Below are 26,924 nucleotides of genomic sequence, written 5' to 3'. Positions count from 1 at the left end.
ATCCATCCTCCGTTCTGGTTTCAGTAGCTAGTAATCTCTGTGAAACGCTCTTCCAACTGTTTTCGCTCTTCTTCGTATCCTTCTTTACCAAGTAGCGCAAACATATTCTTCTTGTACGCTTCAACACCCGGTTGGTCAAACGGATTCACACCAAGTAACGTTCCGCTTATTGCGCACGCTTTTTCGAAGAAATAAACGAGCTCACCAAACGTGTATTCATTTAACTCATCTAACTCGATGAGCAAATTCGGTACACCTCCATCGATATGTGCAAGCGCCGTGCCAAGTGCTGCTTTCTTATTTACTTCGTCCATCGTTTTTCCTGATAAGAAATTCAATCCGTCAATGTTGTTCACATCCGCTTGGATCGTCCGCTCAACAGGTGACTTTTTGATTTGGAGTACGGTTTCGATGAACAGACGTCGCCCTTCTTGAACGTATTGTCCCATCGAGTGTAAATCTGTCGTAAAGTTTACAGACGCAGGGAAGAGACCTTTAACATCTTTTCCTTCACTTTCTCCGAAAAGCTGTTTCCACCATTCCGCTACATAATGAAGACCCGGTTCATAAGTTACTAATAGTTCGATAGATTTCCCTTTGCTATTAAAAATATTTCGTACTGCAGCGTATTGATAGCTGCCATTGGTAGCGATGTTTGGATCATTATACTTATGGAAAGCAGCTTCTGCTCCAGCCATCATTTCGTCGATATTTAAACCCGCTACAGCGATTGGTAGAAGACCAACAGGTGTGAGTACAGAATAACGGCCACCAATATTTTGTGGGATAACGAATGTTTCGTAACCTTCTTCAATAGCCAAAGAACGAAGTGCGCCTTCGGTTTTATCTGTAGTTACGTAAATCCGCTTACGTGCTTCTTCTTCACCGTATTTCTTTTCCATGAACTCACGGAAGATCCGGAACGCTAAAGCGGGTTCCGTTGTAGTTCCTGACTTAGAAATTACGTTGATAGAAATATCTTTTCCTTCTAATACTTGAAGCAGGTGCTCGATATAGACTGAACTAATGTTTTGACCAGCAAAATATACTTCCGTATTGCCATCTATCTGGTTGTGGAACGTATGGGATAGTGCCTCGATAGCAGCTTTTGACCCGAGATACGAGCCTCCGATACCGATGACAATTAGTGCATCCGATTGCTGTTGAATCCGAGATGCGGCTGACTTCACTCGTTCAAATTCTTCTTTGTCGTATTCGACAGGCCAATTCACCCATCCAAGGTAATCGGATCCAGGTCCGCGTTGACCGTGTATTTGGTTGTGAGCGGACTTGACGAATTCACTAAAATTATCCATTTCCGTGCTTTTCATGAAGGACATTGCGTTTTTATATTCAAATGTAACTGACATGTGCTGTATCTCCTTTTATGTGAAAGTGGTCTGTTTACCACCAATTAAAGTGATCGGTTGCAAGTAATTGTCTCGCTTCTTTAGGTCCTGTCGAACCTGCTGTATAGGTAGCTAATGGTAAACGGTTCTCTTCAAATGCCACCAGTAGTGGTTGAATCCATTCCCAAGACAATTCGACTTCTTTCCAATTTGCAAAGAATGTTGCATTGCCGAGCAGGGCATCATGTAAAAGTAGCTCATAGGCTTCTGGCTGGTTATTCAAATTTGTGGTAAATGTAATTGTTGAAGGTTCAAAACGATTGGAAGAAGGATCTTTCATGTTTACCTGCAGCGATATACTTTCGTTCGGACTAATCTCAAGTATTAACAGATTAGGAGCAAGTCCTTCTGGATGGTAATCCTCTAATTGTGTCGGACGTTCCTTAAACTCGAAGACAATGCGAGTCGATTTTTTATCTAATCGTTTGCCTGTTCGAATGTAAAACGGAATTCCTTCCCAGAATTCATTGTCGATAAATAATCGGGCAGCGATATACGTATCGTTCATGGACGAATGGGGTACTCCCGGCTCTTCGCGATAGGCGGGAACATCGATACCAAAGATTTCGCCTTCATTGTATTGAGCACGAATCAAGTCCGTCTGTAGAGTTTCCTCTTGTATCGGACGTAACGCTTGCATGATTTCCATCTTCTTCGTACGAATTTCTTCCGGATGTGCTTTTTTAGGAAGATGAAGTGCCGTCATCATAACAAGTTGTAACAGATGGTTCTGTACCATGTCGCGAATTGCGCCAGCTTTGTCGTAATAAGGAGCACGAGTTTCAACGCCAACGGTTTCGCTCGCTGTAATTTGTACGTTTGCGATCAGTTGGTGATTGAAGAGCGAATCCAATACGGGATTAACGAGTATGAGCGTTTCCAAATTCTGAACCATTGGCTTGCCTAGGTAATGATCAATTCTATAGATTTCATCTTCATTAAACGCGGTCCGCAACTTTTCGTTCAGCGCGCGGGCAGATGCCAAGTCGCTTCCGAAAGGTTTCTCTACAATTAGACGTTTCCATCCTGATGTTTGACTGACTCCACTTGTCGCAAGATTCGATGTGATGACATCGATTAGACTAGGAGCTACAGACAAATAGAATAGACGGTTTTCAGGTAGATTCAATTCACGTTCTCTTCGTTCTATGAGGTCATTCAGCTGTTCATACGATGTCGGTTCAGTCGCGTCAAATGTACTGTAGCGGAAAGAGGATAGGAATTGTTGAAATCCTTCGTCTTGTATTTTGCTCCTGGAGAAGGCGCGAAGCGATTGTTCAACTTTCGTTTGGAATACGTCGTCTGTATAGGGGGTGCGACCGAGTCCGATAACTGAAAAGACTTCCGGCATTTTGTTTTCTACATATAAGTTGTATAGAGCAGGAAATAACTTCCTTTTGGCTAAATCACCTGTTGCGCCAAATAGGACAACTGTCATACCTTCCATGCTCGCTGACCTGTTCTCTGCAATATGTGAAAAGGAATCATTAAAATCCATGTGCTTCCCTCCAATAGGTTAAATATATTTACGGTGTTTAAAACTGCAACAGTACCTAGTATAAGATTTATGGAGGAGAAATGTAAGTGCATAGCTTTAAAACATAATAGTACAAATAGTATAGTGTGGATAAATAAAAACCAAATCGAGCAAAAGTAAGCATACACTATAAATTAGTTTGCGTGGAGTTACGTGATTTTTACGGAAGAAAACGGCAGCCTTAGTATGTGCATCTACGTCCGAAAGATGTCACTAATAATTGGAGTGTAAAAAAGTAAGAGCTATATCCATTATTTTTGACAGTATACTCCTAGTCAGTATGTGATTTTAAAGTACGTCGTCATGCAAATTTAGAATAGAATTGCTGAAGAGTCTGAGTCCGGATCATGCCGTGACTCAGGCTGTTTTTTATCGAAAAGGGGTTTCTTCTAGACATGGAGATGGCGAGTATGACAGGATGACGGTATAGTTTAAAGGAGAACAACTACAGAATAGGTGGTCGAAAACGATGAAAATGTATGATGTGACAAGCTCGATTTACGAAGGAATGACTGTTTATAAAAACAAGCCGGAAAAGCAACCTGAATTGAAACGTGTAACAAATGGTTATGTTACTGAAACACGATTAGATTTAGACTTGCACACAGGAACGCACATTGACGCACCGCTTCATATGGTTGAAGACGGAGAAACCTTTGAGACGCTTTCGTTAACGAACCTGGTGGGACAAAGTAAGGTAATCGATGTAACCCATGTGGAATCGGGTATATCTAAAAAAGATCTCGTAGGATTTACTATTCAGAAGAACGATTTTGTTTTATTGAAGACTAAGAACTCCTTCGAAGAAGAGTTTGATTTTGATTTCGTTTACTTGGCTGCTGACGGTGCGCAGTACCTTGCTGAGATTGGCGTACGCGGTATCGGAATCGATGCACTTGGGGTAGAAAGAAGCCAAGAAGGACATCCAACGCACAAAACATTGTTTGCGAGTGGCGTTATTATTATAGAAGGACTTCGTTTGAAAGAAGTAGAGCAAGGTGACTACTTCATGGTTGCAGCACCTCTTAAGTTAGTGGGCACGGATGCGTCACCAGCAAGAGTAATGTTATTTGAAGGACTTCAACAATAACTTGCACTGCAAGCGAATCGGTAAACGGAAAAAGGAGAAGTTCCATGTATAAATTAGTAGCGCTTGACCTTGACGGAACACTATTAACCGACGAGTTGCAAATTACACCGAATACGATTTCAGCGATTCAAGAAGTGATTGCAAGTGGTGTGGTTGTAACAATCGCAACAGGGCGTATGTTTCCGTCAGCGAAAAAGTTCGCGGAACAACTGAAGTTAAATGTCCCACTCATCACTTACCAGGGAGCAATTATTAAAGACGTGGATGAGAAAAAGGTCTGGTTCGAACGCCCAGTCTCACTGGAAATTTCTAAACGACTAATTGAGTTTGCACGTGAGCATCAAGTACACGTTCAGGTCTATCAAGATGATATTCTTTACGTCGCTGAAGACAACGAGAAAATTCAAAAATACGGTAGGGAATCTAATGTGCCTTATACAATCGTGGACGATTTGAGCAGTCTTGCAACTAGAGAATTCACAAAAGTGCTGTTCATTGGCGATCCGATGGATTTAGACCGACTGCAATTTGAGTTGCAGGGGGAGTTTGGTTCAGCTGCCCATATTGCAAAGTCGAAACCTCATTACTTGGAAGTTACAAATCCAGAAGCGAATAAAGGAACGGCATTACTCTACTTGGCTGAGCAGCTTGGAATCCAACAGTCTGAAATAATAGGGATTGGCGATAATCATAATGATCTTGAACTCATTAAGACAGCGGGATTAGGAGTCGTAATGGGAAATGGTGTAGAAGCGCTGAAGAGTATCGCGGATTATACTACCGAAACAAATAATGATGAAGGCGTACTCCATGTACTAAATAAGTTTATACTCAAACCGCAACTGTAACTATGAAAAAAACACGGCTCAGACGAAGTATTTCTATCGTCTGAGCCGTGCTTTTACTTAGCTTAATCAATCATTTGGGAATACTAATCCGATATCCTTCCGGATGGTATCCGCTACTTTCATAGTCGTATAGGAATTGAAATACGTATTCACATTAGATTCAGTTTTACCTAGATCAATTAGGTCGACAAACTCTTGCATTTCATAATACATCGATGGAAGGGGCATTTCGACTGTTAGTGTTTCGACTGTGCCGTCGTTGTATTGGATTTCTACTTGTTCCGGTGAAGAAACTTTTGTGATATGCATGACGCCGTTTTCACCTTGAATTTCCCACGGTAACGAAGAGTTTGAAACTTTAGAGTACATTAAAACCGCATCTTTTCCTTCATACTTCAACGTAACACTGCCCGAACTATCTACGCCAGACTCAAGGAGTGAGCCCGTAGCTTTCACCTCGAGAGGTTCTCCGAACAAGGAAATTAGAGGGTACAAGCAATAGACCCCGAGATCCATCAATGCACCATTTGCAAATTCAGGCTTAAATGCATTGAGCACGATGCCATCTTTATATTGGTCATAGCGTGATGAATATTGACAAAAGCTTGCGAAATACTTCCGGATAGTGCCGAGTTTATGTAGATTTTCTTGAATGACTTTAAAGTTAGGAAGCAATGTGGATTTCATGGCCTCCATCAAGAGGACGTTGTGCTGCTTCGCAGTTTCAAACATACGTTGAACTTCTTTTGCATTGGCTGCGAGCGGTTTTTCACATAATACGTGTTTTCCATGTTGCAAGAAAAGGATTGCTTGGTCAGCGTGAAGAGAGTTTGGTGTAGCAATATATACAGCATCAATTTTATCGCTACTTGCCATTTCTTCAAGGCTTGTAAATTGATGAGGAATGTTATGTTTACTTGCAAATTCTTCTGCACGTTCACTCGTTCTTGAGTAAACCGCTGCAATTTTGAGTGACTGAACATGAGCTGCACCGTCTAATAATCTTTCCGTAATCCAATTTGTACCGACTAAACCAATTCTAATCATCATTTCACCTCTGTATATAATGATAAAACTTCGTAGTGTTTCAACTGTTCCTTTGATGAACAGTTACATTTACGAATAGGAATAGTTCCATTATAATAGGTACTAGCTTAAAATCAAACTACGACATAAATGTATACATAGTATCTAAAAGTAAACCAATAGTGATCATAAGGTTCAGAAGGGGTAATGTGCCGAAATTTGATAAAAGATTTTAATTGTGAAAAGGAATTGACGCTATCGATTATTGGTGGCAAGTGGAAGATTTTGGTCCTCTGGCATTTTGGGGTAGAAGGAACAAAACGTTTTGGTGAATGGAAGAACTTAATGCCTGGAATTACGCAACGGATGCTTGTCAACCAATTACGCGAACTCGAAGATCATTTAATGGTCCATAGGGAAGTTTATCCAGTCATTCCTCCGAAAGTGGAGTATTCGCCAACTGAACAGGGAAAAACCCTTATGCCAATTTTAGAATCGATGTATGAATGGGGTAAAACGTATATTGCGACTAATTTAGAAACCCATGACGAAGAAGAACAGACAGGAAACCAATTTTTGGGGGACCAGGTCTGAGTGTCGCTCGATCGCGCACAACCAAGCTAATTCCGCGCGCATCCATCGAATTATGCGCCCCCCACCTCACTCCGCAGACAAACTGTAAGTGAGGGTTTTTTCATGTACAAGTAAGAGAAATTACATCTTGGAAATAAGGAGTTAATCAAGTAGTTAAAGAATACGTGTTAAAACAAAGATGTAATGAAACAAAAGGTCATGTTCATTCGTAACAGATAGTATGATGTAAAGTAAGTACTAAAAGTCTGCATAGAAATGTGGGGGAGTTCAGATGAATGATCACGAAAAGGACAGCCATGACGAATTGGGGATACCCTTTGAAGAAACGTCTATAAAATCAGTTTTCAAAAAATTCGGTATCCAAAAAGATGTCTCGCTTATTTATGGTGAACCAGTTGAAGTTGGTTTGACCAAAGTAATTCCAGTCGCTAAGTTGAAGTATGCAATTGGTGGTGGAGGAGAAAATGGTGGGGGAGAAGGTGGTGGAGGAATTTTCTCTATCAAACCTGTTGGTGTGTATGAAATCACACCAGATCACGTCACCTTCAAATCAGCAAGCAATTATCGGAAGTTAGCTACATTTGGTGTGATCGTTACTGGAATAATCGGCATTCTTATTTCACGTAAGAAATAATAGTAAATCGAACTTGCAATGACTCCATGTTGAGTCATTGCTTTTTTTTGTTCGAGAATAGCAGTCTGAAAATCAAAACTCCGCCAGAATGACGGATTAATAATCATTAACTAAGAATATTTGACAGTTAACTTTCATAAATGATATAGTGCCAATAGATTGAAAACGCTTTCTACTTAACGGTAAAAAAAGATACTAGTCAAATTCTCGTTCAACGTCAAACTGCAAGGAGACTATTCATGAACAGACAAGATTTACTGAACCAATTACAACATTCCCTCATTGTCTCTTGCCAGGCATTAGAGGATGAGCCGTTACACAGCTCATTCATCATGAGTAAAATGGCGCTCGCCGCAAAACTGGGCGGTGCGGTTGGCATCCGTGCAAATTCCGTAGAAGATATCCAAGCAATTAAACAAGAAGTCGATCTCCCTATTATCGGGATTATTAAGAAAGACTATCCGGACGAGGCGGTCTTCATCACTCCAACGTTTGCAGAAATCTCTGCGCTGGCTGATGAAGGCGTTGATATTATCGCACTGGACGGCACAAATCGATTGAGACCAGGAAATCAGACTTTTAAAGAACTCCTTAGTCAGGCAAAAGAGGCATACCCAGAGCAACTCTTCATGGCGGACGTGTCAACTCTGGAAGAAGGTATGCTTGCGGCTGAAGCAGGAGCGGATATTGTGGCTCCGACATTAGCAGGGTACACACCATATTCAAAAGAAGTCAATCCGCTGGAGCTGGTGAAGCAACTCGTTGAGAAATTGAACGTACCAGTCATTGCTGAAGGGAACTTTGATACACCTGAAAAAGCAAAGTTGGCGATAGAACTAGGGGCTCATGCAGTTGTGGTAGGAAGTGCAATAACACGACCTATGAATATCACGGAAAAATTTGCAGTAGCTATAAATCACAAATAAGATACTCACAAAATCATCTCTAAAAGAGGAGCGGATCAGAATGAAAGGTATTTTTACAGCATTAATGTGTGCATTTGACGAGCAAGGAAACATTCACGAAAAAGGATTGCGTCAGCTAGTACGTTACAACATCGATGTCTCTAAAGTGGACGGACTATACGTAAACGGAAGTACAGGAGAGAACTTCCTGATTTCGACTGAAGACAAAAAACGGATTTTTGAAATTGTCAAAGATGAAGCTAAAGACCAAGTGAAGCTTATTGCACAAGTCGGTGCACTCAATTTGGATGAAGCTGTGGAACTCGCTAAATTCGCAACAGATCTCGGCTATGATTCGTTATCTGCTGTTACTCCGTTCTATTACAAATTCGATTTTGAAGAGATCAAAGACTACTACAACACGATCATCAATAGCGTTGATAATACAATGATCATCTATTCAATCCCTGCCTTAACGGGTGTCAACATGAGTCTTGAACAATTCGGTGAGCTGTTTGAAAACGAGAAAATCATTGGCGTGAAATTTACAGCACCGGACTTCTACTTACTCGAACGTCTACGTCACGCGTACCCTGAGAAACTCATCTATTCAGGATTTGACGAAATGTTATTATCAGCTGCTGTATTAAACGTAGATGGTGCAATCGGCAGTACGTTTAATGTGAATGGTGCTCGTGCACGTTCAATTTTTGAACTCGCTCAAGAAGGTAGAATTGACGAAGCTCGTGAAATCCAAAAAGTGACGAACGATCTCATTTCAGGCATTCTAGCAAACGGTCTTTATCAGACAATCAAGGAAATGTTGAAAACACAAGGCGTGGAAGCGGGAGTTTGCCGCAAGCCGATGAAACAACTTTCAACAGACAAAGTGATAGTGGCAAAAGAACTCGCCCACACGTTTTTGAGCAAGTGATGAAAGGAAGACTTTTTCGAAAGTCTTCTATTGAATAAGTAAGCGCTTTCCTATAGACGAAGAGATGTTAGGGGGAAAAGGGATGGATGGAAAGTTTGCAGTAATAGACTACGTTATTTTGATTGCGTATTTGCTCTTTATTCTATATATAGGAATTGCGGTTGCGAAGAAGGAAATGAAAGGAAAAGAGTTCTTTAAAGGAGACGGCAGTATCCCATGGTGGGTTACGTCGGTCAGCCTATTTGCAACGTTGCTCTCTCCGATATCGTTCTTATCACTTGCCGGAAATTCGTATCTTGGAAACTGGCAACTCTGGGCAGGTCAAATTGGATTATTCATTGCTGTTCCAGTAGCCATTTACTTCTTCTTGCCAGTGTATCGGAATCTCAACATTGATACAGCATATGAATATTTAGAAATGCGATTTGGCAAAGGCTTACGGATTATGGGAAGTTCTCTTTTCATCATTTACCAAGTCGGACGTATGTCGATCATTATGTACTTGCCAGCGCTAGCGTTATCAGCAGTTACAGGGATACATACTGTAGTAATCATTCTATTTATGGGTGTCATCGCAACCATCTACTCATCAATTGGTGGGATTAAATCGGTACTATGGACAGATTTCATCCAAGGGATTGTCCTGATAGGTGGCGGGGTTTTCGCACTCATCGTGCTCATTATTTCCGTTAAAGGCGGCTTCCCAGAGATTATGAAGGTCGGTGTCCAAGACAACAAATTCTTTAGTGAAGCAGTTATTTTTGACCCGAATATATTCAATGATAGCTTGTTCATCATCTTCTTAGGTGCTGGATTATCTACATTGTTCTCGTACATTTCCAGTCAAGACATGGTACAGCGGTATTTGACTACGACGGATTTGAAGCAGATGAACAAAATGACTATCATGAACGGTGTGCTCTCTCTTGGTACCGCAACGTTGTTCTTCTTAATCGGAACGTCGTTGTATGTGTTTTATAAGCAAGCTGGTGGTGACATGCCTGATGGGGCAAAAGATCTCATCTTTGCGAATTTCATCGTCACTGAGTTACCGGCAGGGATTTCGGGATTACTCATAGCTGGACTTTTTGCGGCAGGTCAATCGACACTATCTACAGGATTGAATAGTGTTGCAACCAGTTGGACATTAGATATCCAAAAAGTCTTGCGCCCAGATATGACCGATGAAAAAGGGACGAAAATCGCTAAGTTCGTTAGCATCATTGTAGGCGTCCTTTCAATAATTTTTGCAATCGTTCTTGCATACTCTAACGTGAGTTCTGCGTATGAATGGTTTAACGGTCTGATGGGTCTTGTACTCGGTATTATCGGTGGTACATTCACGCTTGGTATCATGACGAAACGTGCGAATTCAAAGGGAGCTATTGCAGGTTTCATCATCACTTCCTTGATAGCAATCTACGTTTCTTATTTCACAGACACAACCCTGTGGGCGTATTCACTCATTAACCTAGTCTCTTCTCTCGTATTCGGTTACTTGTTCAGCTTGCTGTTCAACGATAAGAGTAAGGCAGAGGATAGCTCAGCACAGCTCACATACTACGACCAAAAGTAAGGTTATAAGTAAACATCGGGAAAGGACAGTGCCGTATACAAGGTGCTGTCCTTTTCCGTATCAAATGATATAGTAAATGCAAGAGTTAGAGAGGGGAATCACTATGTATATAGGCGCAATCGATATTGGGGGGACCTCCATAAAAACGGCAATCTTAGACGAATACGGAACGTTGACGAATGCTAAGTCTTATCCGACAGAAGCAAGTAAAGGCGGTTCGCATCTCATGAATACCATTTTAATGATTTGTAAGGAGATGCAAGCTTCAGAGGTTCTCAGTGGGATTGCAATCAGTTCTGCAGGGCAAGTGGATACAGAGCAAGGCTTTATTATCTATGCCACGGACACAATTCCAGGCTACTCAGGCATGAATGTATGCGAGCAAGTGACTGCTGAATTTGGTATACCTGCTACTATGGATAATGATGTGAATTGTACAGCACTTGGAGAACAATGGTTAGGAGCCGCTCGTAACATAAATGATTTTTTGACGGTGACACTGGGCACAGGAATCGGCGGTGCCTTATTCATCAATGGCAGTTTATATAGAGGCGCAACTTTTTCTGGCGGTGAAATCGGGCATATGACATTGCATCCGGGCGGCAAGCCTTGTACGTGTCTGCAAGCAGGTTGTTACGAAAGGTATGCTTCAAGTACAGCGCTTTCTTTACTAGTGAACGAGAAGTTCGGGGAGATGGAGCTCCCAGCTTTTTTTGAGTTGATTCGTGAAGGGAATGACTCGGCATCGATTATATTTGAAAAGTGGGTGGACGAGTTGACGACAGGACTTGCGTCACTTATTCTCATTTTGAACCCTTCAGCCGTTGTGATCGGTGGAGGAATCTCTGCACAAGGTGCTCTGTTGCAAGAAGCCATTCAAACGTCTCTTGAAACGAAACTCATGCCGAACCATAAAAAGGGCTTGTCCATTTTACTTGCCGAAAAAGCGAATGATGCGAATTTACTCGGTGCGGTTCGCCATTTTTTGAACCATAATCCTTTACACAACCATTAAAAGAAAGGGGTACGAGACTTATGCGAACGGGACCACTAAAGGGGATGAAACCTTCGGTGCTCATGGAGCAATACAAGCCTCAATTTACAAAATCAGAGTCTAAAATCTATACGTATTTACTTGCCAATGAAACCCACGTAATTTATCTATCTCTCACCGAATTATGTGAGGCAAGTGGTGTGGCGGAAGCAACAGTACTTCGTTTTTTTAGGAAACTTGGTTACAAAGGGTTTCAAGACTTTAAGTATTCCTACGCACAAGAGTTGGCAACGTATGCCACCGTACCGGAACAAGGAACCTACCTGGATAAAATCCGGAATAATATGGTGAGGGCTGTAGAAGATTCATCAGAACTTGTGGATGAAAGGGAGCTGCAACGTACAATTGATGTGATAAATCAAAAAGATACTGTTGTTATCATTGGCGTAGGATCTTCTGGAATCGCTGGACTTGATATGCAAAGCCGGTTAATACGAATCGGACGCCAAGCGACAGCTGTCATCGATCCTCATTTTCAAGTGATGCTCGCGTCTTCATTGAACAAAAATAGTGTAGTCATTGCTATCAGTATTTCAGGTGGTACGAAGGATATCGTCGATTCCGTTAAAATCGCGAAAGAAAAAGGTGCCACAATTATCGCATTAACAAACTACCTGAAATCACCGCTCACAAAATTCGCTGATCATATTCTTCTCGGTTCAGCAAAAGAAAACCCGCTGGATAGCGGGTCGTTAGTGACGAAAGTAGCTCAATTGTTCCTGATAGATGTACTCTGTACAGGATTAGCTGTAAGCGACGTAGACAGTGTGGAAAAAATTCAAACCGAGATTTCTGCGAATATTTCACCGAAACTGTATTGATGACGATTTAGGGAATGCATAAGCAATTTACTATCTCTGTCAGGATGGTCCAATCACGGTCATTGGTTTCACCTGTTCAATCACGGATTTCCATTGGGTTGCATCAATTCCATACGTATAAGGGAAGACGTCTGAAGGGGTTTGAGTTAACAAATCCGAACCAAAGACTACTTCAGGGGCCCCAACATTGAATATCCCTTGCAAGTGAGTGTGATCTTCATGTGCTAACTGATAGTGCCACCATCCTTGGGGGATATTGACTACCTGACCTTTAGTGATGTGAGTGTGCAGGAATTCCTTTGTATGAATGTTCATCATAGAAATAGTTGCAGATCCAGAAATACAATACGTTAGTTCCGAACCGTTTGGATGATAGTGAGGCTCGATAATACTGTCCTTACTAAGAAATATATCTAACATGGAGACGTCTTGAAGTGAATTCAGTTGTTGGCTGCTGACAATGTTAATGAAGTTCTTACTATTCTTTACGAAAAATGGGTTGTTGTTGACATCTAAAAAATAGTTTAGACCAGTGCCCTCGTTGGTTTTCTCTGAAGTCATGCAATCCATCCTTTCGGTCTATCTATAATGCTCGACTTCTATAGGCTATGCGTCCGATTCTTGGAATGTGAGAAACATGGCAATCGGTTTTTTAACTTGATCCACTTTCCCGAAATAACAGTGAAACTTTTCGGGAGGTCGGCCGACTACTTATACAAGAACCATTACATGAGGGAATTGAGGGGGATTTTTATGAAAAAGATAGCAGGAATCATCGTATTGTTCATGGCTGTATTGATGGCGGCGTGTGGCAATACGTCTTCAGACGAGCCAGCAAAAAATCAGGGGAAAGAAGCTAGTTTTACAGAGATCACGAAGAACATTAGAGAAACGCTGTCCGCAGATTTGAAAGCTTTAGGCGTAGACGATATGAGTCAAACTCATCAAGAAGCTGATTTGACGGATTCTACGGATGAAAATTCAGTAGCTGATATTTGGATTGAGAAAATGAAGTTAGATTCTAAACTACTCGCTAACGGTACAGTCATCGCTGCTTTGATGAATGTCAATGCAGATGAAATCATCGTGCTAGAAGCGAAAGATGAAAAAAATGTGGAAGCATTGAAAACATCTCTCGAAAATGAATTGGCAGCACAAGTTCAAACGTGGGAGCAATACTTGCCTGAGCAATATGAAAAAGTGAAAAACAATAAAATCATAACTAAAGGGAAATTCCTTTTATATGTAACATACACAAATCCTGAAGCGATTGAGAAAACATTCAACGATAGTTTCTAACACATGAAAAGGCACAATATGTGCCTTTTTTTATTCTTTAGGGGGAGGGGGCGTCACGTGTGGTATTTAGTAGTCTAACGTTTCTATTTTTCTTTTTGCCGATAGCACTTTTACTCTACTACATCAGTCCACGATCTATTAAAAACTTCACGTTGCTCGGCGTCAGCCTGTTTTTTTACGCGTGGGGAGAACCTATATACATAGCATTGATGATTTTTTCTGCTCTAACGGATTACATACATGGCCGCATCATTGGACGGTTTAGAGAGCAGCGGCCGCTCTATGCAAAACTCGGACTTCTGTCCTCCCTCATTGTCAATTTAGCGGTTTTATCATTTTTCAAGTACGCAGACTTTCTGATTGGAAGCATTAACAGTATCGTCGGAACAGGCATTGAACCTCTGGATTTACCACTTCCAATCGGTATTTCGTTTTATACGTTCCAAACGATGTCTTATGCGATTGATGTGTATCGAGGAAATGTCCGACCGCAAAAGAATATCATTACATTTGCGCTCTACGTTTCCTTATTTCCTCAACTAATTGCAGGCCCTATCGTACGTTATGAGATTATCGAGCGAGAACTTATGAATCGGACGTTTCAGCTCAGCCAATTTGCAGATGGAGTCCGGATCTTCATCATCGGACTCGGAAAGAAAGTACTAATTGCCAACACAATCGGACAGCTTTGGGCAAACGTAGAAAGTCAGGGTGTGTCAGAGCTGACCGTACTTGCTGCATGGCTTGGAATCATTGCATTTGCCTTCCAAATCTACTTTGACTTCAGTGGGTATTCGGATATGGCGATTGGTCTTGGTAAGATGTTCGGCTTTTCTTTTCCGAAAAACTTTAACTATCCATACATTGCAAAGAACGCTTCCGAGTTTTGGCGACGTTGGCATATTACCTTAGGATCCTGGTTTAGAGACTACGTTTACATTCCCCTTGGCGGTAATCGGAAAGGACAGTTTGCTCTTTATCGAAACTTATTCATCGTATGGGGATTGACGGGTCTTTGGCATGGTGCGAGCTGGAATTATGTGTTGTGGGGTTTGTATTTCGGAGTGCTCATCGCAATTGAACGAGCAGGCCTTCTCAAATGGCTCGGAAAACTTCCGAATGTAGTGCAACATTTATATTTACTCATCGTAATTTTGTTCAGTTGGGTAATCTTCGTATTTGAGGATATTAGGGAAGGGCTGAATTACGCTCAAGTAATGGTTGGCTTAGCGGGTCTCCCCTTATACGACACAACATTTTTGTATGAAATTTATACGAATGGTGTGCTACTCGTGATTGCTGGGATTCTATCTACGCCAGTGTTTCCTCGATTGTGGAAGCGTTGGGTCGACCGAAGTAATGTAGGGAAAAATGAATGGATGCAAATCGCACTTCAAACAGTCTTTTTTTCGGCGATTCTACTCCTCGCGACTGCCTATTTAGTAGACGATGCGTTCAATCCTTTCTTATACTTCCGTTTTTAAGAGCATTGAAATTTGTTAGGATAGGAGGGATTTGGCTTGAAACGATTGCATGTGTTGTTGATTGTAGGATTTACGGCTTTTTTAGCAGGAACCGGAATCATGAATGTACTGGCAGAGGATACATCGTTTTCTCAAGCTGAAAACCGTTGGCTTGCACAAGTCCCTGAACTTTCATGGGAACGTGTTAAGTCGGGTGCATTTACAAAAGATGTGGAAACCTATTTAAGTGATCAATTCGTCAATAAACGGTTTTGGACCTCTATTAAAGCGTCTGCAGAAAAAGCGGTGTTGAGGAAAGATAACAACGGAGTATATTTCGGTAAAGATGGATATTTGTTTGAAAAGTTTCAAACGCCTACAGTTCAGCTGGATGCAAATAGTGCAAGTCTCACCCGTTTTCTTCAAAATAACAAAGACGCAAACGTATATGGCTTGTTAGCTCCAACTTCCGTCGAAATCTATCCGGAAAAGTTACCGAAGTTCGCACCGACGGATAGTGAAACAGCTGCCATCGATCGTGTGGAGAAACAGGTAGAGGGGGATATCCGTTGGATCGATGCTACAAGTGCATTACAGGCTGCTAAAGATGAACCTATCTATTTCCGGACCGATCATCACTGGACAACTCATGGTGCGTATGTTGCGTACCGTGCAGTACTGGAACAGATGGGGATGACTCCTTATAAGAAAGAAGATTTTACAATTCGGACGGTTTCAAATTCGTTCAAAGGGACATACGATGCAAAAGCCAATGATCCATCGATTCCGACAGAACCAATTGATGTCTTTGAGCCGAAATTCCAAGTCGCATACGATGTTGATATCGATGATGGAAGGTCGGAAATGGATTCATTGTATGCGTGGGAGTTTCTTAAGAAACGGGATCAGTATTCTGTCTTTTTAGGAGGGAATCATCGGGCAGTTAACATCCGTTCTACTGTTAAGAACGGACGCAAACTAGTGTTAATCAAAGACTCTTATGCGCATTCGCTTGTACCATTCCTAGCAAACCATTTTGAAGAAATTTACATGGTTGATCTACGATATGATCACCGAAATATGACGCAGGTGATGAAGGAGAAGGGGATCAACGAGATATTGTTCGTCTACAATATCGCGAATTTCGCAGAAGACCAGAACTTGATTTGGTTACGGCAATAAGAAAATATATGCAAAAGGCCGAGACGGTGTAAAACGTCTCGGCCTTTCGTGACTTATATTGAAATAGAAGGTATTTACTTTTTCGCTATCATGGATTCTTTCACTTCTTTGATCTGATCAATATGTCGCAACTCATGATAGCCGACAAATGGAATGTATTGTGCCAAGTTCATGTCTCCGAATACAGGATGGGGGAAGGACTTGGCAGCTAATTGGTCTTCAGGGACCATAGTTTCTATTTGTTTGAGCCCATTATGGGACGACTCGAGTTTTTCTTTTAGCTGTTCTAGTGTGTAGAATGCATCGCCTGGTCTAGCGAAGTCCGGTACTTCAACTTTGGTCGATCGATCCACAGTGCGTTCAATGGGTTTATCGGGAGTTACGTGAGGCTTTCCTTTAGAAAGTTGGGTTTGAATCGTTTTAACGATGCCCCCCTCCATCAGGTACAAATGCTCAAGCACTTGTCCAACGGACCATTTGTCTTCAGAAGACTTCCAGTTCAACTCCGATTCTGTTAAATCTGTCACTTCATTTAGTAGTTTTTCACGTGCTTCGTCATTGACTTTCATCTACTCACTCCTCATTCACTCTATACCTATTTATACCATTTTGTGAGCCGACCTAAACATCGAGACGAATGCATCATCCGAGTTGTTGTTGTTCGGGAAGACGGCGTTCTTTTTTTAATATGGAACTGCAAAGCACTAGGAGACTGCCTATTGCGATAAATGTTAATGCTTCAACGGAATGGCTCCACTCGAATCCTTTTCCAAAAAACAATAGATCTCTAAGTCCGTCAATCATAGGACGCATAGGAAGCCATGGATTGACCCATTCTTGGTAGAAAGAAGACATGAACTCTTTAGGCATCGCCAGCAGCGGCAAACCGAAAAATAAGGTAAGAATGAATATTGGGATGCCTTTCATGCCAAGCCAGGAAAGTACAGCAGATATTAGCAGGAAATACGTGAAATACGCTAATGAGATGAACAATGCCGTATCGGAGAAACTTGGAATTTCTAGGCCGATGACGGAGTTTGCAAACCAAGTGGTCCAGAATCCTGCTAGGATTGCCAGTATCGCACCAATTCCAATAGCGCCAGAGATACCTGCTGCCTTTTGTTTTCTTCCTGTTAAGAAACTCTTTTGAAGTGCGAAGAAGACGATAACGGCTCCGCCAATACTAGCCATCCAAACTGGTTGAAACAGTGAAACTGGCGCGTTTCCATTTGCACTCTTTGCTCCGATCTTATTGACGTTCATCACTTTCTTATGAATGGGCTCCACAATCATTGTTGCTTGGTCGACAGTCAATCTGGCATCGTTGGTACTGAACGTACTTAACAGTTGCGTCCGAACACCTTCGTTAATACCATCGACTATGCCGTCGAGTATTTGACCAGCCGCAGTTGCAGCTACGGTGTTCATACCCTGATTGATGTACATTTGTATCTCAGGTGACTCAGGGGTCGGGGTTTGCAATGAAAACTGGTTTTCACTAAAGGATTTAGGGATGACAAATGCAGCGTAATACTCCTTTGCTTCCATCCCTTTTTGAGCTTCTACTAGGCTACCAACAGAGATCCACTTAACGGGTGCAACCACTCCTGGCACCGACTGTGATTGGATTTTTTCAATCATCTGTTTTCCTACATTTAGTTGAGACTGATCGGGTAATGAGACACCTGCGTCTTCATTGACTAGTGCGATCGGCAATTCTTTTGGAGATGGACTGACAGATGGAATCATCGTAAGCGAAAAGAGCGTGATCACTGCTAAGATGATAATCGGTGAAATGAAAATAAATTTATGTCTTAATACATTCATGGAAACTCCTCCTTTTAATGAACACGACGTTGTGTATTCGTCTCTGTGTATAGTATAATCAGTAATAGGATGCATGCAATCGTCATTTTTAAACGGTATGTTCATTTATGAACAGCAAGAGGAAATTTGTTCAGAAACTTCTTAAAGGGAGTGACATGATGGAGGAAAAAAAAACAGATCGACGAGTTCTACGAACACGACAAAGAATAAAAGAAACGTTCGCACAGTTGATGGAGGAAAAAGGGTTTGAAGCGATGACAGTCCGTGATTTGACGGAAAGAGCGGATATCAATAGAGGAACGTTTTACCTGCATTATTTAGATAAATACGATCTCCTCGAAAAAAGTGAGGGCGAGATTTTTGAAGACTTGGAACGAATTGCGGATGAAGCCTGGGAGAGCTTGTCACGTGATCAATATGAACAGATGAATTTGGATGAACCTTTTCCTTTTATCATTAATCTATTTGAATACCTAGAAGAGAATTATGAGTTTATCCAGGTATTGCTCGGACCAAATGGTAATAGCGCGTTCCAAGCACGTGTAAAAGAAGTAATCAAAAAAAAGATGCTAGACAAGTTCCTTAGATATACACAAACGGATAAGATGCTCGTTCCTATGGATTATTTGGTCGCCTATGTTAGTTCTGCTCACTTAGGAGTTATCCAAGAGTGGCTTCAACGCGGAATGGATAGAACTCCACATGAAATGGCACTGTTATTGTCTAAAGTCTCCAATTTCGGGCCAGCATATGTAGCTGGATTGAAAGAAAAATACGAAGCGTAAAAATTAGAAACAAGCTGTTTCGGGTGTAAGTTTTTGTAACGTCCTAAACAGTTTCTAAATTGAGAAGGTGAAGAAATGGAAATCTTTGAAGTCATATTGCTTATGTTGCTTGCAGTTTTTATTTCGAATGTACTGAACCGATTTTTACCGAGCATTGCAGTTCCACTTATACAAGTTGTCTTAGGAATTGTACTCGCCATCCCATTAACAGATCATTCGCTAGAGTTAAGTCCTGAACTATTTCTTCTTTTATTCATCGCTCCGATTCTATTCAACGATGGTGTCAATGTAGACAAAAAAGCCATTTGGAGGGAGCGGAAATCGATTCTTTCCCTATCGATTGGTCTGGTGTTTATTACAGTCGGATTACTTGGAGGATTTATCCACTTACTATTACCATCATTACCACTAGCCGCTGCTTTCGCACTAGCCGCCGCCCTCGCACCGACTGATGCTGTAGCGGTTAGTGCCCTCGCGGAAAAAGTGAAAGTACCTCATAAGATTAGACATACCCTGGAAGGAGAGTCCCTCATCAATGATGCCTCAGGACTCGTATCCTTCCAATTTGCGGTTGCAGCGTTACTGACAGGCACATTTTCTTTGGCACATGCGAGCATCACGTTCATCCTCATTTCAATTGGCGGGATTGCATTAGGTGCATTACTGAGCCTTTTGAAAATCCTGTTGATGAAACGATTGAGAGCGCTTGGAATCGAAAATAGTGTATCCTTCATCCTCATGGAAGTACTGCTACCCTTCCTCATTTTTGTTATTGCTGAAAACGTAGGAGTAAATGGTATATTGGCAGTAGTCAGTGGCGGAATTGTTCACTCACTTGCATATCGGAAATTCAATCCAGAAATCGCACAAATGAAACTCCTATCGAGAAATACATGGTCGGTTATCACTTTTAGTTTGAACGGAATTGTTTTTGTATTGCTAGGCACTCAGCTACCTAAGATCCTGCAAACTATCCTTAGGGATCAACAGTTATCACTCTTTATATTATTTGGATATATAGCAGCGATCACGTTTGCCTTGCTTGCATTGCGATTCGCATGGATCATCTTTTTCAATAACTTCAAAAACACGACAGAAACCGTTGGGAAACAACGTATTAAAGACACACTTTTATACACGATTTCAGGCGTGCGAGGGACCATTACATTAGTCAGCGTACTCTCGTTACCTCTATTTTTAAGTGATGGTACACCATTTGCTGGAAGAGATTTATTACTGTTTATAGCAGCGGGGGTAATCTTAACTACATTGCTACTAGCAAACTTCACGTTGCAATTCTTTGCACCTAAAAACTCATACGCGTTCGTTGCTAATGATCATACATGGGAGATTGAGATGCTCCGTGATGTGAAGAGAGAATTGAGGAAGCATCGGACAACTGATAACAAACGGGTAATCGGACGAGTAATTAAAATGTACAATGACCGAATCTTTTCACTAACGAGTGACAAGGAAATGAATAATAAAGAACGCAAAATTAGACAACTAATAATGGAATGGCAATTGGAAAACACGATAGAATTAGTGAAAAAGGATCAAGTTCGTATTCAACTTGCGTTTCCGTTCCTAAGGAGACTCAACAAACGGTTGTATCGCCTCACAAAACAAAAGAAATATAGAGTCCAAGCGTTCTATGGTCGACTTATGAAGCGTTATCTCCATGGTCTTCATCTGAAGCCACTCACATTCGAAGAGCGTAAAGAGCAACGGAAAATCTTACTGCAACTAAACGGTCAATACGTTACAGAAAAATTGAAAATGCTTCGAGTAGGAGAGTTCTCTCCAGAACTCGTAGAAGCTTTCTTGCTGAATTATGAACGGATGGGTGGGTATGGGCTACATGGTGAAGCACTCCATCACTTACATGAATGGATTGACTTTGCACTTCATACAGAGCGGACGTTCATCCATACAGCGTTCGAAAAAGGAGAGCTCACTAGAATTGAAATGAAGCAGTATCGAGAAAATCTGTTAGCTATTGAAAGTAGCCTCCAACTACAAAACTAAAATGCTATGCAAAAAGGGCTGTCCGGAAGTCAGTATTCACTGACTTGCTGGACAGCCCTTATATATTGTATCGAATTAAGCTTTTGCGCCTTCTTTTTTCGGTTGTGTTAGAAGAGCAGGTTCTTTCAAGTACTTGATAACTCCTTCTGAAGCACGGTACGAAAGTGCACCGATTGTTGCAGTAGGGTGGTGACCACCGAATTGAGGGAATGCAGATCCGCCAACGACGAATAAGTTCTCCATATCCCACATTTGCAAGTAGTTATTAATTGCTGATGTTTCTGGATCTTCACCCATACTTACACCACCTGCGTAGTGACCGCCATCATAGATGTGGTCGAACTCTTCAGGGATTTCGTCAGCATCAACAATATCTGCACCCATTTTTTCCATGATTTCAGTACATTTTTCAATACCGAATTTAGCCATAGCTTTATCATGGTCTGTATATTTGTTCGTGATTCGTAGCAATGGATCGCCAAACTCATCCGTGTACGTTGGATCGAGTGACGTATAGTTGTGCCACCATGACATGACCGCTGGTGTATACCAAGCGACTAAGCTACGGTTTGTGTAATGAACCGATTTCTCCTTGAACTCAGGACCCCAGTTCTTCGTGCCTTTAGGAACACTGTTCGTCGCAATCGGACCATGTCCGTATTGACGCAATTCGATTCCACCACCGTTGATGAAGTCAAGATCCGTGTGATCGAAGTTATCACCGGCAAAGTCACTCATCGTACCACCGAGTGCACCAGCACCCATGAATAAGTTGAATTTCTTCTCGTCGAAGAAACCACGTGCACCTAAGAATGTAATGTTGAATTGTCCATTGAAGTTACGACCGATAACGCCTTTACGGGTTGCAGGATCATATTGCTCACCAATTTTAGAAAGCATTAACAGACGGTTGTTTGTAAACGAGAATGCTCCAAGTACAACGACATCAGCAGGCTGAATATACTCAATACCAGTACGTAAGTCTACATACATAACACCTGTTGCTTTGCCGTTTTCGTGCAAGACGCGGCGAACTAGTGAATTTGTACGAATTTCACAGTTACCTGTTTTAACTGCTGTTGGAATTACAGTAACGAGTGGATCTGACTTCGCTCCGAAGTCACAGCCATATTCTGTACAGAATGAACAGAACATACATTGCGCAATCGTTTCACCGTCTGGATTCTTGTAAGAGCGTGATAGGTTAGCAGAAGCAACTTGGTAAGGGTGGTATCCCATTTTTTTAGTTGTATCTTTAAACAAACGAATCGCAGGGGATTCTTTCATTGGAGGGTTTGGATAATCGCTTGAACGCTTATCGCCTAGTGGATCCACTTCTCCTGATATTCCAGCTGTTTTTTCGAATTTATCGTAATAAGGTTCCATTTCGTCATACGAAATGCCCCAGTCACGAATAATCATACCTTCAGGGATTTTCTTTTCGCCATACCGTTCAACAGTTTTTGAACGAATTTCGAAATCGATTGGTCTCCAACGATATGTTGCACCAGCCCAGTGGACACTACCGCCACCTAAGTCAGTTCCCGCCATCATTTCTTTACGAGTACGAACAGGTAACGCTTCTTCGTCCATCGTGTTTCGTGATGTGATTGTTTCAGGTGCTAAGTTTTGCATCATTTCATAGCGATCTGAGAAACGGAGTTCGTCTTTTACACCAACGTAATCTTGACGCTCAACAGGTTTTCCTCGCTCGAGTGTTACTACTTTATGTCCAGCTTTAGCAGCCTCTGCGGAAACAATTCCGCCAGCCCAACCACTACCGACAACAACAACGTCTACTTTTTCTAACTTTTTAGCCATTTAGTTTCCTCCTAGCCCCACATTTCTTGGTAATCGCGTAGGCTCTCCTGCTTCATTACTGCAAATTCTTCGTCTTCAATCTGTCCTAGGTAACCCATACGTGGTCCTGGGAATTCTTTCATCTTCCAACCGGCCATATCGCGATTTCCACCGTAAACTGGATCGGCATATGCGCCTTCAATTGTCGTTTGTAACAAAAGGTTGAAGAAAGCGGTTGAGTGAATCCCGTTCATAGGGATTTTACCGTCTTGCAACTGAGTTAGGATTTCATCCATTTGTTCGCCTTCAAGTTCAAAGAACTTTTTGTCCTTGTATTTAGAAGTTGCAGTGTCCTGAAGAGTCTTGATGCCTTCTCTAAAGACTTCTCCACGGTTCATACGAGTTTGGTATCTAGGAGTTGGTGCAGATACTTGAGTGACAGCGTTCGGACCTGATTTACTCTGATCCGTGCTCATATTCTCATAATAGGCAGCTTCCTGATTTTGCGGGAAAGGCCCTTTCATGTATTCCTTTGCGTTAGAGCCCCATTCACCAGCAAGCTGACGATCGATGAAGTAAGGAACTCCAAGTCCAATAGCTCCTGGACCTAGCTTGTCTTCAGGGAAAAGGCGCTCCGTTGCAGCAGAAAGTGTTTCGAAATCATCACTTTTACTGAAGAATGTACGAGCTTCCATGTCCTTGTTATCGGATTTGGCAGGTTTCTTGTCGTTTGCAGGCTTTTTGTTCATCTGATTAGTGATTAAACCACCGAACAAACCACCACCAACTAAACCACCGGCAAGCAATCCAGTGTTTTTCATGAAGTTACGACGGCTCATCCCTTTTTTGCCTTGTGCATTTTTAGGATCTTGCGTTTCAGACATAGTGTACTCCTCCTTTTTGTTTGGCTTGTAGATAGACCGCATTTTACTCCTATAAAAGTTCATAAGTGATAAGAGGTATAAATCGTGATTCAATATGAAAGAAAAAATAAGAACAATCGAATAAAATCAACAATCAAAATAGAGACTTTTAAGAAAGTGCATGGTACATGAAAATCTACAGCAACTTAGTATAACCCTTCTGAATTCGAATATCTCGGAAAACGAAACAAATTATTCAAATGGCCTATAAAATAGGTGTAACGCTTCTTTAATTGGATAAAACTTGTAAAACTTATACTTATGAACAATTTAGAAACAAGTTTTTCTTGATAAAGAATAGTATCTTTTATAAATAGGCGTTCAAGCATTAACAATCAGAAAAATCCCAAACTTAGATTTACTAAAACATAATCAGGCCACTTATCTACTAGATAAGTGGCCTGATATTACTAGTCAATTATCCACGTGAATGAACAAGTTCACCTTGGACCCAAACTTCACGAATATTCTCAGGGCGCACTAAATACATCATTTTCTGGAAGATATCTAGTAATGGTTCGTTTACGTCAAACAATGGAAGTTTGGCAGTCGGAACGGTCGTATCGATACGTTGGACGTCCCAAGCGTAGCCTTCTTCCAAGCGTCCGATAGGAAGACTTAAGCTTGCACCTCCACCTGCAGTAACGAAGTAAAAGGCTTCTGCAATCGTGATTCGTGAGTCGTTAACACCACGGAGCTCAGCAGACTTACTAGGATCTACTCCATCTTCTAACATGCGAGAAGACATCACCGCTTGACGGGAATTGTCATACAAGCTTGGTGAAAAGCCGCCTGAAATATCAGAACCAAGTCCAATATCGACACCCATTCCAGCAAAACGCTTAATTGGAATTACGCTATTCGCAAAGTACGCGTTTGACACCGGACAGTGGGCAACAGCACTTCCAGTTTCAGCAAACAACTTCGCATCGTCGTCAGAGAGAAAATTACAATGCGCCATTACAGACTTATCTTGCAACAAACCAAAATCATGTAGAGCTTGAGCGTCGTTTTTACCAAAGCGTTCTTGCACATGTTGGTGTGCCCAGTCGCTTTCACTGCAGTGAGACTGAATATGTGTATCATGTTTAGCTGCAAGTGCACCTAGACCTTCGAGCACTTCATCTGTACAAGTAGGGATGAAGCGAGGCGTTACTACTGGATAGACGCCTTGTTTTGTTGTTTTAGCAATTTCTTTTATTTTTAAGATGAATTCTTCAGTGTCTCGCAATGCAGTTTCAGTGTCTTTATCTCGATAAAAATCCGGGCACTCCTGCGCTAAATCCATGACCACTTTTCCGACTAGACCACGTTGTCCACGCTCTGCACAAATTTCGGCAAGCAACACACTAGCTTCCTTATGAACCGTAGCAAAGTAAAGTGCTGTTGTCGTACCGTTTGCTATTAGTGTTTGTACTACATCTTCATAGACAACTTTGGCATACTCTAAATCTGCAAATTTCGCTTCAGAAGGAAACGTATACGTACTTAACCATTCATGTAACGGGATATCAAGTGCAGTTCCTGCCTGCGCCCACTGAGAAGCGTGAACGTGTAAGTCGATAAAACCTGGAAGTAAATAGGAACCTTCATCGATTTTTCGGAAAGCATGCGTATGCACATACTCGTCTAGAATGCGTTCATAATCAGCATGGTCAGGTTCCACGATGCGATCGATTATTCCCTGTTCATCAATACAGAAGAGGCAGTCTTTCAAAACGACTACCTCTTTCGGTGACTTACTTGAAAAAGCAGTTGCTAAGAAAACGTTAGTATACATTAAATTCATATCCCCTCATCTGGTTGATAGAGCCTATTATAGCAGTACGGCTTTCCTATTTGTAAAGTCAATATTCTTATAATACGCATTTTTAACAAGTAAATTAGGGCCAAGACAACGAACAGCAGGGCAGTGACAGCTAACAGATTTTGCAAGTGGGTGCTGTTGCCACGCGTCATACATTTCCGGTAGGGTGTCCTGTTGAATATTCCCCAGTGGTGGCACATCTCCGAAATCAGTCACAATTACATCACCAGTGAAGATATTAACGTTTAAACGAGAACGACCATCTGGATCATTTCGTACGGATACATTAGTACTCGCCTTAAGTTGAGCCAAGAGCTCCTGATCCGCTGAGGTCGGACTGCAAGGATAGAAAGGTAACGTTCCAAACAGCATCCAAGTGGAAGGATTACGGAATTGGAGGATCTCTTTTATTGCCGAACGCGTTTCATCCAAGGATAGAACTTCTAATGATGAAGCGAAATCGCTTGGGTACATCGGATGGATTTCATGTCTTGTGCACTTCATTTCATGGACGACTTGTTCATGAATTTTTTGAAGGTGGGGAAGTGTTCTACGATTCAACATAGTTTCCGCAGAGACCATCACTCCTAAATCCGCCAATGCACGGCTGTTTTCAATCATTCTTTGGAATTGCTCTGCGCGCCTTTCAAATGATGGCATGCGTTCCATATTGGCAAATCCACCTTCAGCGAAATCTTCAACGGTTCCCCAGTTGTGGGAAATATGAAGAACATCGAGATAAGGAGCGATCTGTTCGTAGCGCTCAAGCGGCATCGTCAGATTGGAATTCATTTGCGTCCGAACTCCACGCTCATGTGCATATTTCAGTAAGGGGAGAACGTATCGTTCAACGGAACGCTTGGAAAACATGGGCTCTCCACCTGTTAAACTAATGGTTCGTAAATGTGGGATTTCTTCAAGTCGTTGAATCAGTAGGTCGATTGGAAGCGCATCTGGATCTTTCGGCTGCAGCATATAGCCGACCGCACAATGTTCACAGCGCATATTGCATAAGTACGTAGTTGTGAATTCAATACTGGATAGAACTTGTTGCCCGTGTTCATCCACGTCTAAATAAGCTTCCCAAGGATCTTGGGCGATTTTTTCGATAGTTGAAATCATCTGTAAAACTCCTGTCTATTCAATAATCGTAGATAAGTATGCGCTGAATCCATGGGTGTTGCAATAACGGCTGGAATTCGCAGAACTACTAGAAAATTCAAAGAGGAGATACAGGCGATTCACACTACATCATAAGGTAGAGATTGTGCAACAATGAAACCATTCAAAACAATTACACAATTACTAAATGTGATATTTTGAGAGAAAACGGGTATTAGAGAGAGTATACATGGTACAAAACTAGAAAGCTGGTGCGCAAA

General features: G+C 41.7%; 24 protein-coding genes. 14 read left to right on the top strand and 10 right to left on the bottom strand.

Annotated features, from left to right (window positions below):
- Nucleotides 1-20: 20 nt before the first annotated feature.
- Together ACRPI0_RS12910 and zwf are read right to left on the bottom strand one after the other, a co-directional pair.
- A complete protein-coding gene (locus ACRPI0_RS12910) occupies nucleotides 21-1,370 on the bottom strand; it encodes a glucose-6-phosphate isomerase (protein WP_432353088.1) in 1,350 nt (449 codons plus the stop codon).
- A gap of 34 nt (nucleotides 1,371-1,404) precedes the next feature.
- Nucleotides 1,405-2,856 carry a glucose-6-phosphate dehydrogenase gene (zwf, locus tag ACRPI0_RS12905; protein WP_432355959.1) on the bottom strand — a complete coding sequence of 484 codons (1,452 nt, stop codon included), beginning with the start codon at nucleotides 2,854-2,856 and terminating at the stop codon, nucleotides 1,405-1,407.
- Between the two features lie 559 nt (nucleotides 2,857-3,415).
- On the opposite strand from zwf, the gene ACRPI0_RS12900 reads away from it, so the two are divergent.
- Together ACRPI0_RS12900 and ACRPI0_RS12895 are read left to right on the top strand one after the other, a co-directional pair.
- On the top strand, nucleotides 3,416-4,036 hold the full coding sequence (locus ACRPI0_RS12900; protein WP_432353087.1) for a cyclase family protein: 621 nt from the start codon (nucleotides 3,416-3,418) through the stop codon (nucleotides 4,034-4,036).
- 44 nt (nucleotides 4,037-4,080) lie between these two features.
- The gene (locus ACRPI0_RS12895) at nucleotides 4,081-4,884 is read left to right on the top strand and encodes a Cof-type HAD-IIB family hydrolase (RefSeq protein ID WP_432353085.1); all 804 of its coding nucleotides are present in this window, start codon (nucleotides 4,081-4,083) and stop codon (nucleotides 4,882-4,884) included.
- A 66-nt stretch (nucleotides 4,885-4,950) separates the two neighbouring features.
- Here the strand turns inward: ACRPI0_RS12895 and ACRPI0_RS12890 are convergent, their stop codons facing one another.
- On the bottom strand, nucleotides 4,951-5,931 hold the full coding sequence (locus ACRPI0_RS12890) for a Gfo/Idh/MocA family protein (RefSeq protein ID WP_432355958.1): 981 nt from the start codon (nucleotides 5,929-5,931) through the stop codon (nucleotides 4,951-4,953).
- A 186-nt stretch (nucleotides 5,932-6,117) separates the two neighbouring features.
- On the opposite strand from ACRPI0_RS12890, the gene ACRPI0_RS12885 reads away from it, so the two are divergent.
- From ACRPI0_RS12885 to ACRPI0_RS12855, 7 genes are all read left to right on the top strand, one after another.
- Nucleotides 6,118-6,504 carry a winged helix-turn-helix transcriptional regulator gene (locus ACRPI0_RS12885; protein ID WP_432353084.1) on the top strand — a complete coding sequence of 129 codons (387 nt, stop codon included), beginning with the start codon at nucleotides 6,118-6,120 and terminating at the stop codon, nucleotides 6,502-6,504.
- 271 nt (nucleotides 6,505-6,775) lie between these two features.
- Nucleotides 6,776-7,138, top strand: coding sequence for a hypothetical protein (locus ACRPI0_RS12880; protein WP_432353083.1), 363 nt, complete (start codon nucleotides 6,776-6,778; stop codon nucleotides 7,136-7,138).
- A gap of 239 nt (nucleotides 7,139-7,377) precedes the next feature.
- Nucleotides 7,378-8,064 (top strand): N-acetylmannosamine-6-phosphate 2-epimerase, encoded by a 687-nt coding sequence (locus tag ACRPI0_RS12875; RefSeq protein ID WP_432353082.1) that lies wholly within the window; start codon nucleotides 7,378-7,380, stop codon nucleotides 8,062-8,064.
- 40 nt (nucleotides 8,065-8,104) lie between these two features.
- Nucleotides 8,105-8,977 carry an N-acetylneuraminate lyase gene (locus ACRPI0_RS12870; protein ID WP_432353081.1) on the top strand — a complete coding sequence of 291 codons (873 nt, stop codon included), beginning with the start codon at nucleotides 8,105-8,107 and terminating at the stop codon, nucleotides 8,975-8,977.
- Between the two features lie 82 nt (nucleotides 8,978-9,059).
- Complete coding sequence (locus ACRPI0_RS12865) at nucleotides 9,060-10,553, top strand: sodium:solute symporter (protein WP_432353080.1); 1,494 nt, start codon at nucleotides 9,060-9,062, stop codon at nucleotides 10,551-10,553.
- Nucleotides 10,554-10,629: 76 nt separating this feature from the next.
- Entirely contained in the window at nucleotides 10,630-11,568 is a 939-nt protein-coding gene (locus ACRPI0_RS12860) for an ROK family protein (protein ID WP_432353079.1), read from the top strand.
- A 20-nt stretch (nucleotides 11,569-11,588) separates the two neighbouring features.
- On the top strand, nucleotides 11,589-12,428 hold the full coding sequence (locus ACRPI0_RS12855; RefSeq protein WP_432353078.1) for a MurR/RpiR family transcriptional regulator: 840 nt from the start codon (nucleotides 11,589-11,591) through the stop codon (nucleotides 12,426-12,428).
- 39 nt (nucleotides 12,429-12,467) lie between these two features.
- Here ACRPI0_RS12855 and ACRPI0_RS12850 read toward each other — a convergent pair whose 3' ends face one another.
- The gene (locus ACRPI0_RS12850) at nucleotides 12,468-12,989 is read right to left on the bottom strand and encodes a cupin domain-containing protein (RefSeq protein ID WP_432353077.1); all 522 of its coding nucleotides are present in this window, start codon (nucleotides 12,987-12,989) and stop codon (nucleotides 12,468-12,470) included.
- Nucleotides 12,990-13,181: 192 nt separating this feature from the next.
- On the opposite strand from ACRPI0_RS12850, the gene ACRPI0_RS12845 reads away from it, so the two are divergent.
- From ACRPI0_RS12845 to ACRPI0_RS12835, 3 genes are read left to right on the top strand one after another with little or no spacing between them, the layout of a single operon-like run.
- Nucleotides 13,182-13,727, top strand: coding sequence for a DUF4358 domain-containing protein (locus ACRPI0_RS12845; RefSeq protein ID WP_432353076.1), 546 nt, complete (start codon nucleotides 13,182-13,184; stop codon nucleotides 13,725-13,727).
- A 59-nt stretch (nucleotides 13,728-13,786) separates the two neighbouring features.
- Nucleotides 13,787-15,211, top strand: coding sequence for an MBOAT family O-acyltransferase (locus ACRPI0_RS12840; RefSeq protein ID WP_432353075.1), 1,425 nt, complete (start codon nucleotides 13,787-13,789; stop codon nucleotides 15,209-15,211).
- A gap of 36 nt (nucleotides 15,212-15,247) precedes the next feature.
- A complete protein-coding gene (locus ACRPI0_RS12835; protein WP_432353074.1) occupies nucleotides 15,248-16,372 on the top strand; it encodes a DHHW family protein in 1,125 nt (374 codons plus the stop codon).
- A 74-nt stretch (nucleotides 16,373-16,446) separates the two neighbouring features.
- Here ACRPI0_RS12835 and ACRPI0_RS12830 read toward each other — a convergent pair whose 3' ends face one another.
- Both ACRPI0_RS12830 and ACRPI0_RS12825 read right to left on the bottom strand, forming a co-directional pair.
- Entirely contained in the window at nucleotides 16,447-16,941 is a 495-nt protein-coding gene (locus ACRPI0_RS12830) for a DinB family protein (RefSeq protein ID WP_432353073.1), read from the bottom strand.
- A 73-nt stretch (nucleotides 16,942-17,014) separates the two neighbouring features.
- Nucleotides 17,015-18,199, bottom strand: coding sequence for a YhgE/Pip domain-containing protein (locus tag ACRPI0_RS12825; RefSeq protein ID WP_432353072.1), 1,185 nt, complete (start codon nucleotides 18,197-18,199; stop codon nucleotides 17,015-17,017).
- A gap of 107 nt (nucleotides 18,200-18,306) precedes the next feature.
- Between ACRPI0_RS12825 and ACRPI0_RS12820 the strand changes: the two genes are divergently transcribed.
- Nucleotides 18,307-18,984, top strand: a complete 678-nt coding sequence (locus tag ACRPI0_RS12820; RefSeq protein ID WP_432353071.1) for a TetR/AcrR family transcriptional regulator — start codon at nucleotides 18,307-18,309, stop codon at nucleotides 18,982-18,984.
- 75 nt (nucleotides 18,985-19,059) lie between these two features.
- Nucleotides 19,060-21,012, top strand: a complete 1,953-nt coding sequence (locus ACRPI0_RS12815; RefSeq protein ID WP_432353069.1) for a cation:proton antiporter — start codon at nucleotides 19,060-19,062, stop codon at nucleotides 21,010-21,012.
- 75 nt (nucleotides 21,013-21,087) lie between these two features.
- Here ACRPI0_RS12815 and ACRPI0_RS12810 read toward each other — a convergent pair whose 3' ends face one another.
- The 4 genes from ACRPI0_RS12810 to yfkAB all read right to left on the bottom strand — a co-directional run bounded on the left by ACRPI0_RS12810 (nucleotide 21,088) and on the right by yfkAB (nucleotide 26,664).
- Nucleotides 21,088-22,833 carry a GMC family oxidoreductase gene (locus tag ACRPI0_RS12810; RefSeq protein ID WP_432353068.1) on the bottom strand — a complete coding sequence of 582 codons (1,746 nt, stop codon included), beginning with the start codon at nucleotides 22,831-22,833 and terminating at the stop codon, nucleotides 21,088-21,090.
- An 11-nt stretch (nucleotides 22,834-22,844) separates the two neighbouring features.
- Nucleotides 22,845-23,696, bottom strand: coding sequence for a gluconate 2-dehydrogenase subunit 3 family protein (locus ACRPI0_RS12805; RefSeq protein WP_432353067.1), 852 nt, complete (start codon nucleotides 23,694-23,696; stop codon nucleotides 22,845-22,847).
- Between the two features lie 457 nt (nucleotides 23,697-24,153).
- Nucleotides 24,154-25,515 carry a guanine deaminase gene (gene guaD / locus ACRPI0_RS12800; RefSeq protein WP_432353066.1) on the bottom strand — a complete coding sequence of 454 codons (1,362 nt, stop codon included), beginning with the start codon at nucleotides 25,513-25,515 and terminating at the stop codon, nucleotides 24,154-24,156.
- Between the two features lie 36 nt (nucleotides 25,516-25,551).
- On the bottom strand, nucleotides 25,552-26,664 hold the full coding sequence (gene yfkAB / locus ACRPI0_RS12795; RefSeq protein WP_432353065.1) for a radical SAM/CxCxxxxC motif protein YfkAB: 1,113 nt from the start codon (nucleotides 26,662-26,664) through the stop codon (nucleotides 25,552-25,554).
- Nucleotides 26,665-26,924: the final 260 nt, after the last annotated feature.

This window comes from Sporosarcina sp. A2 (assembly GCF_050858885.1).
Lineage (GTDB): Bacteria > Bacillota > Bacilli > Bacillales_A > Planococcaceae > Sporosarcina.
This window is presented reverse-complemented; position numbering and strand designations above follow the sequence as displayed.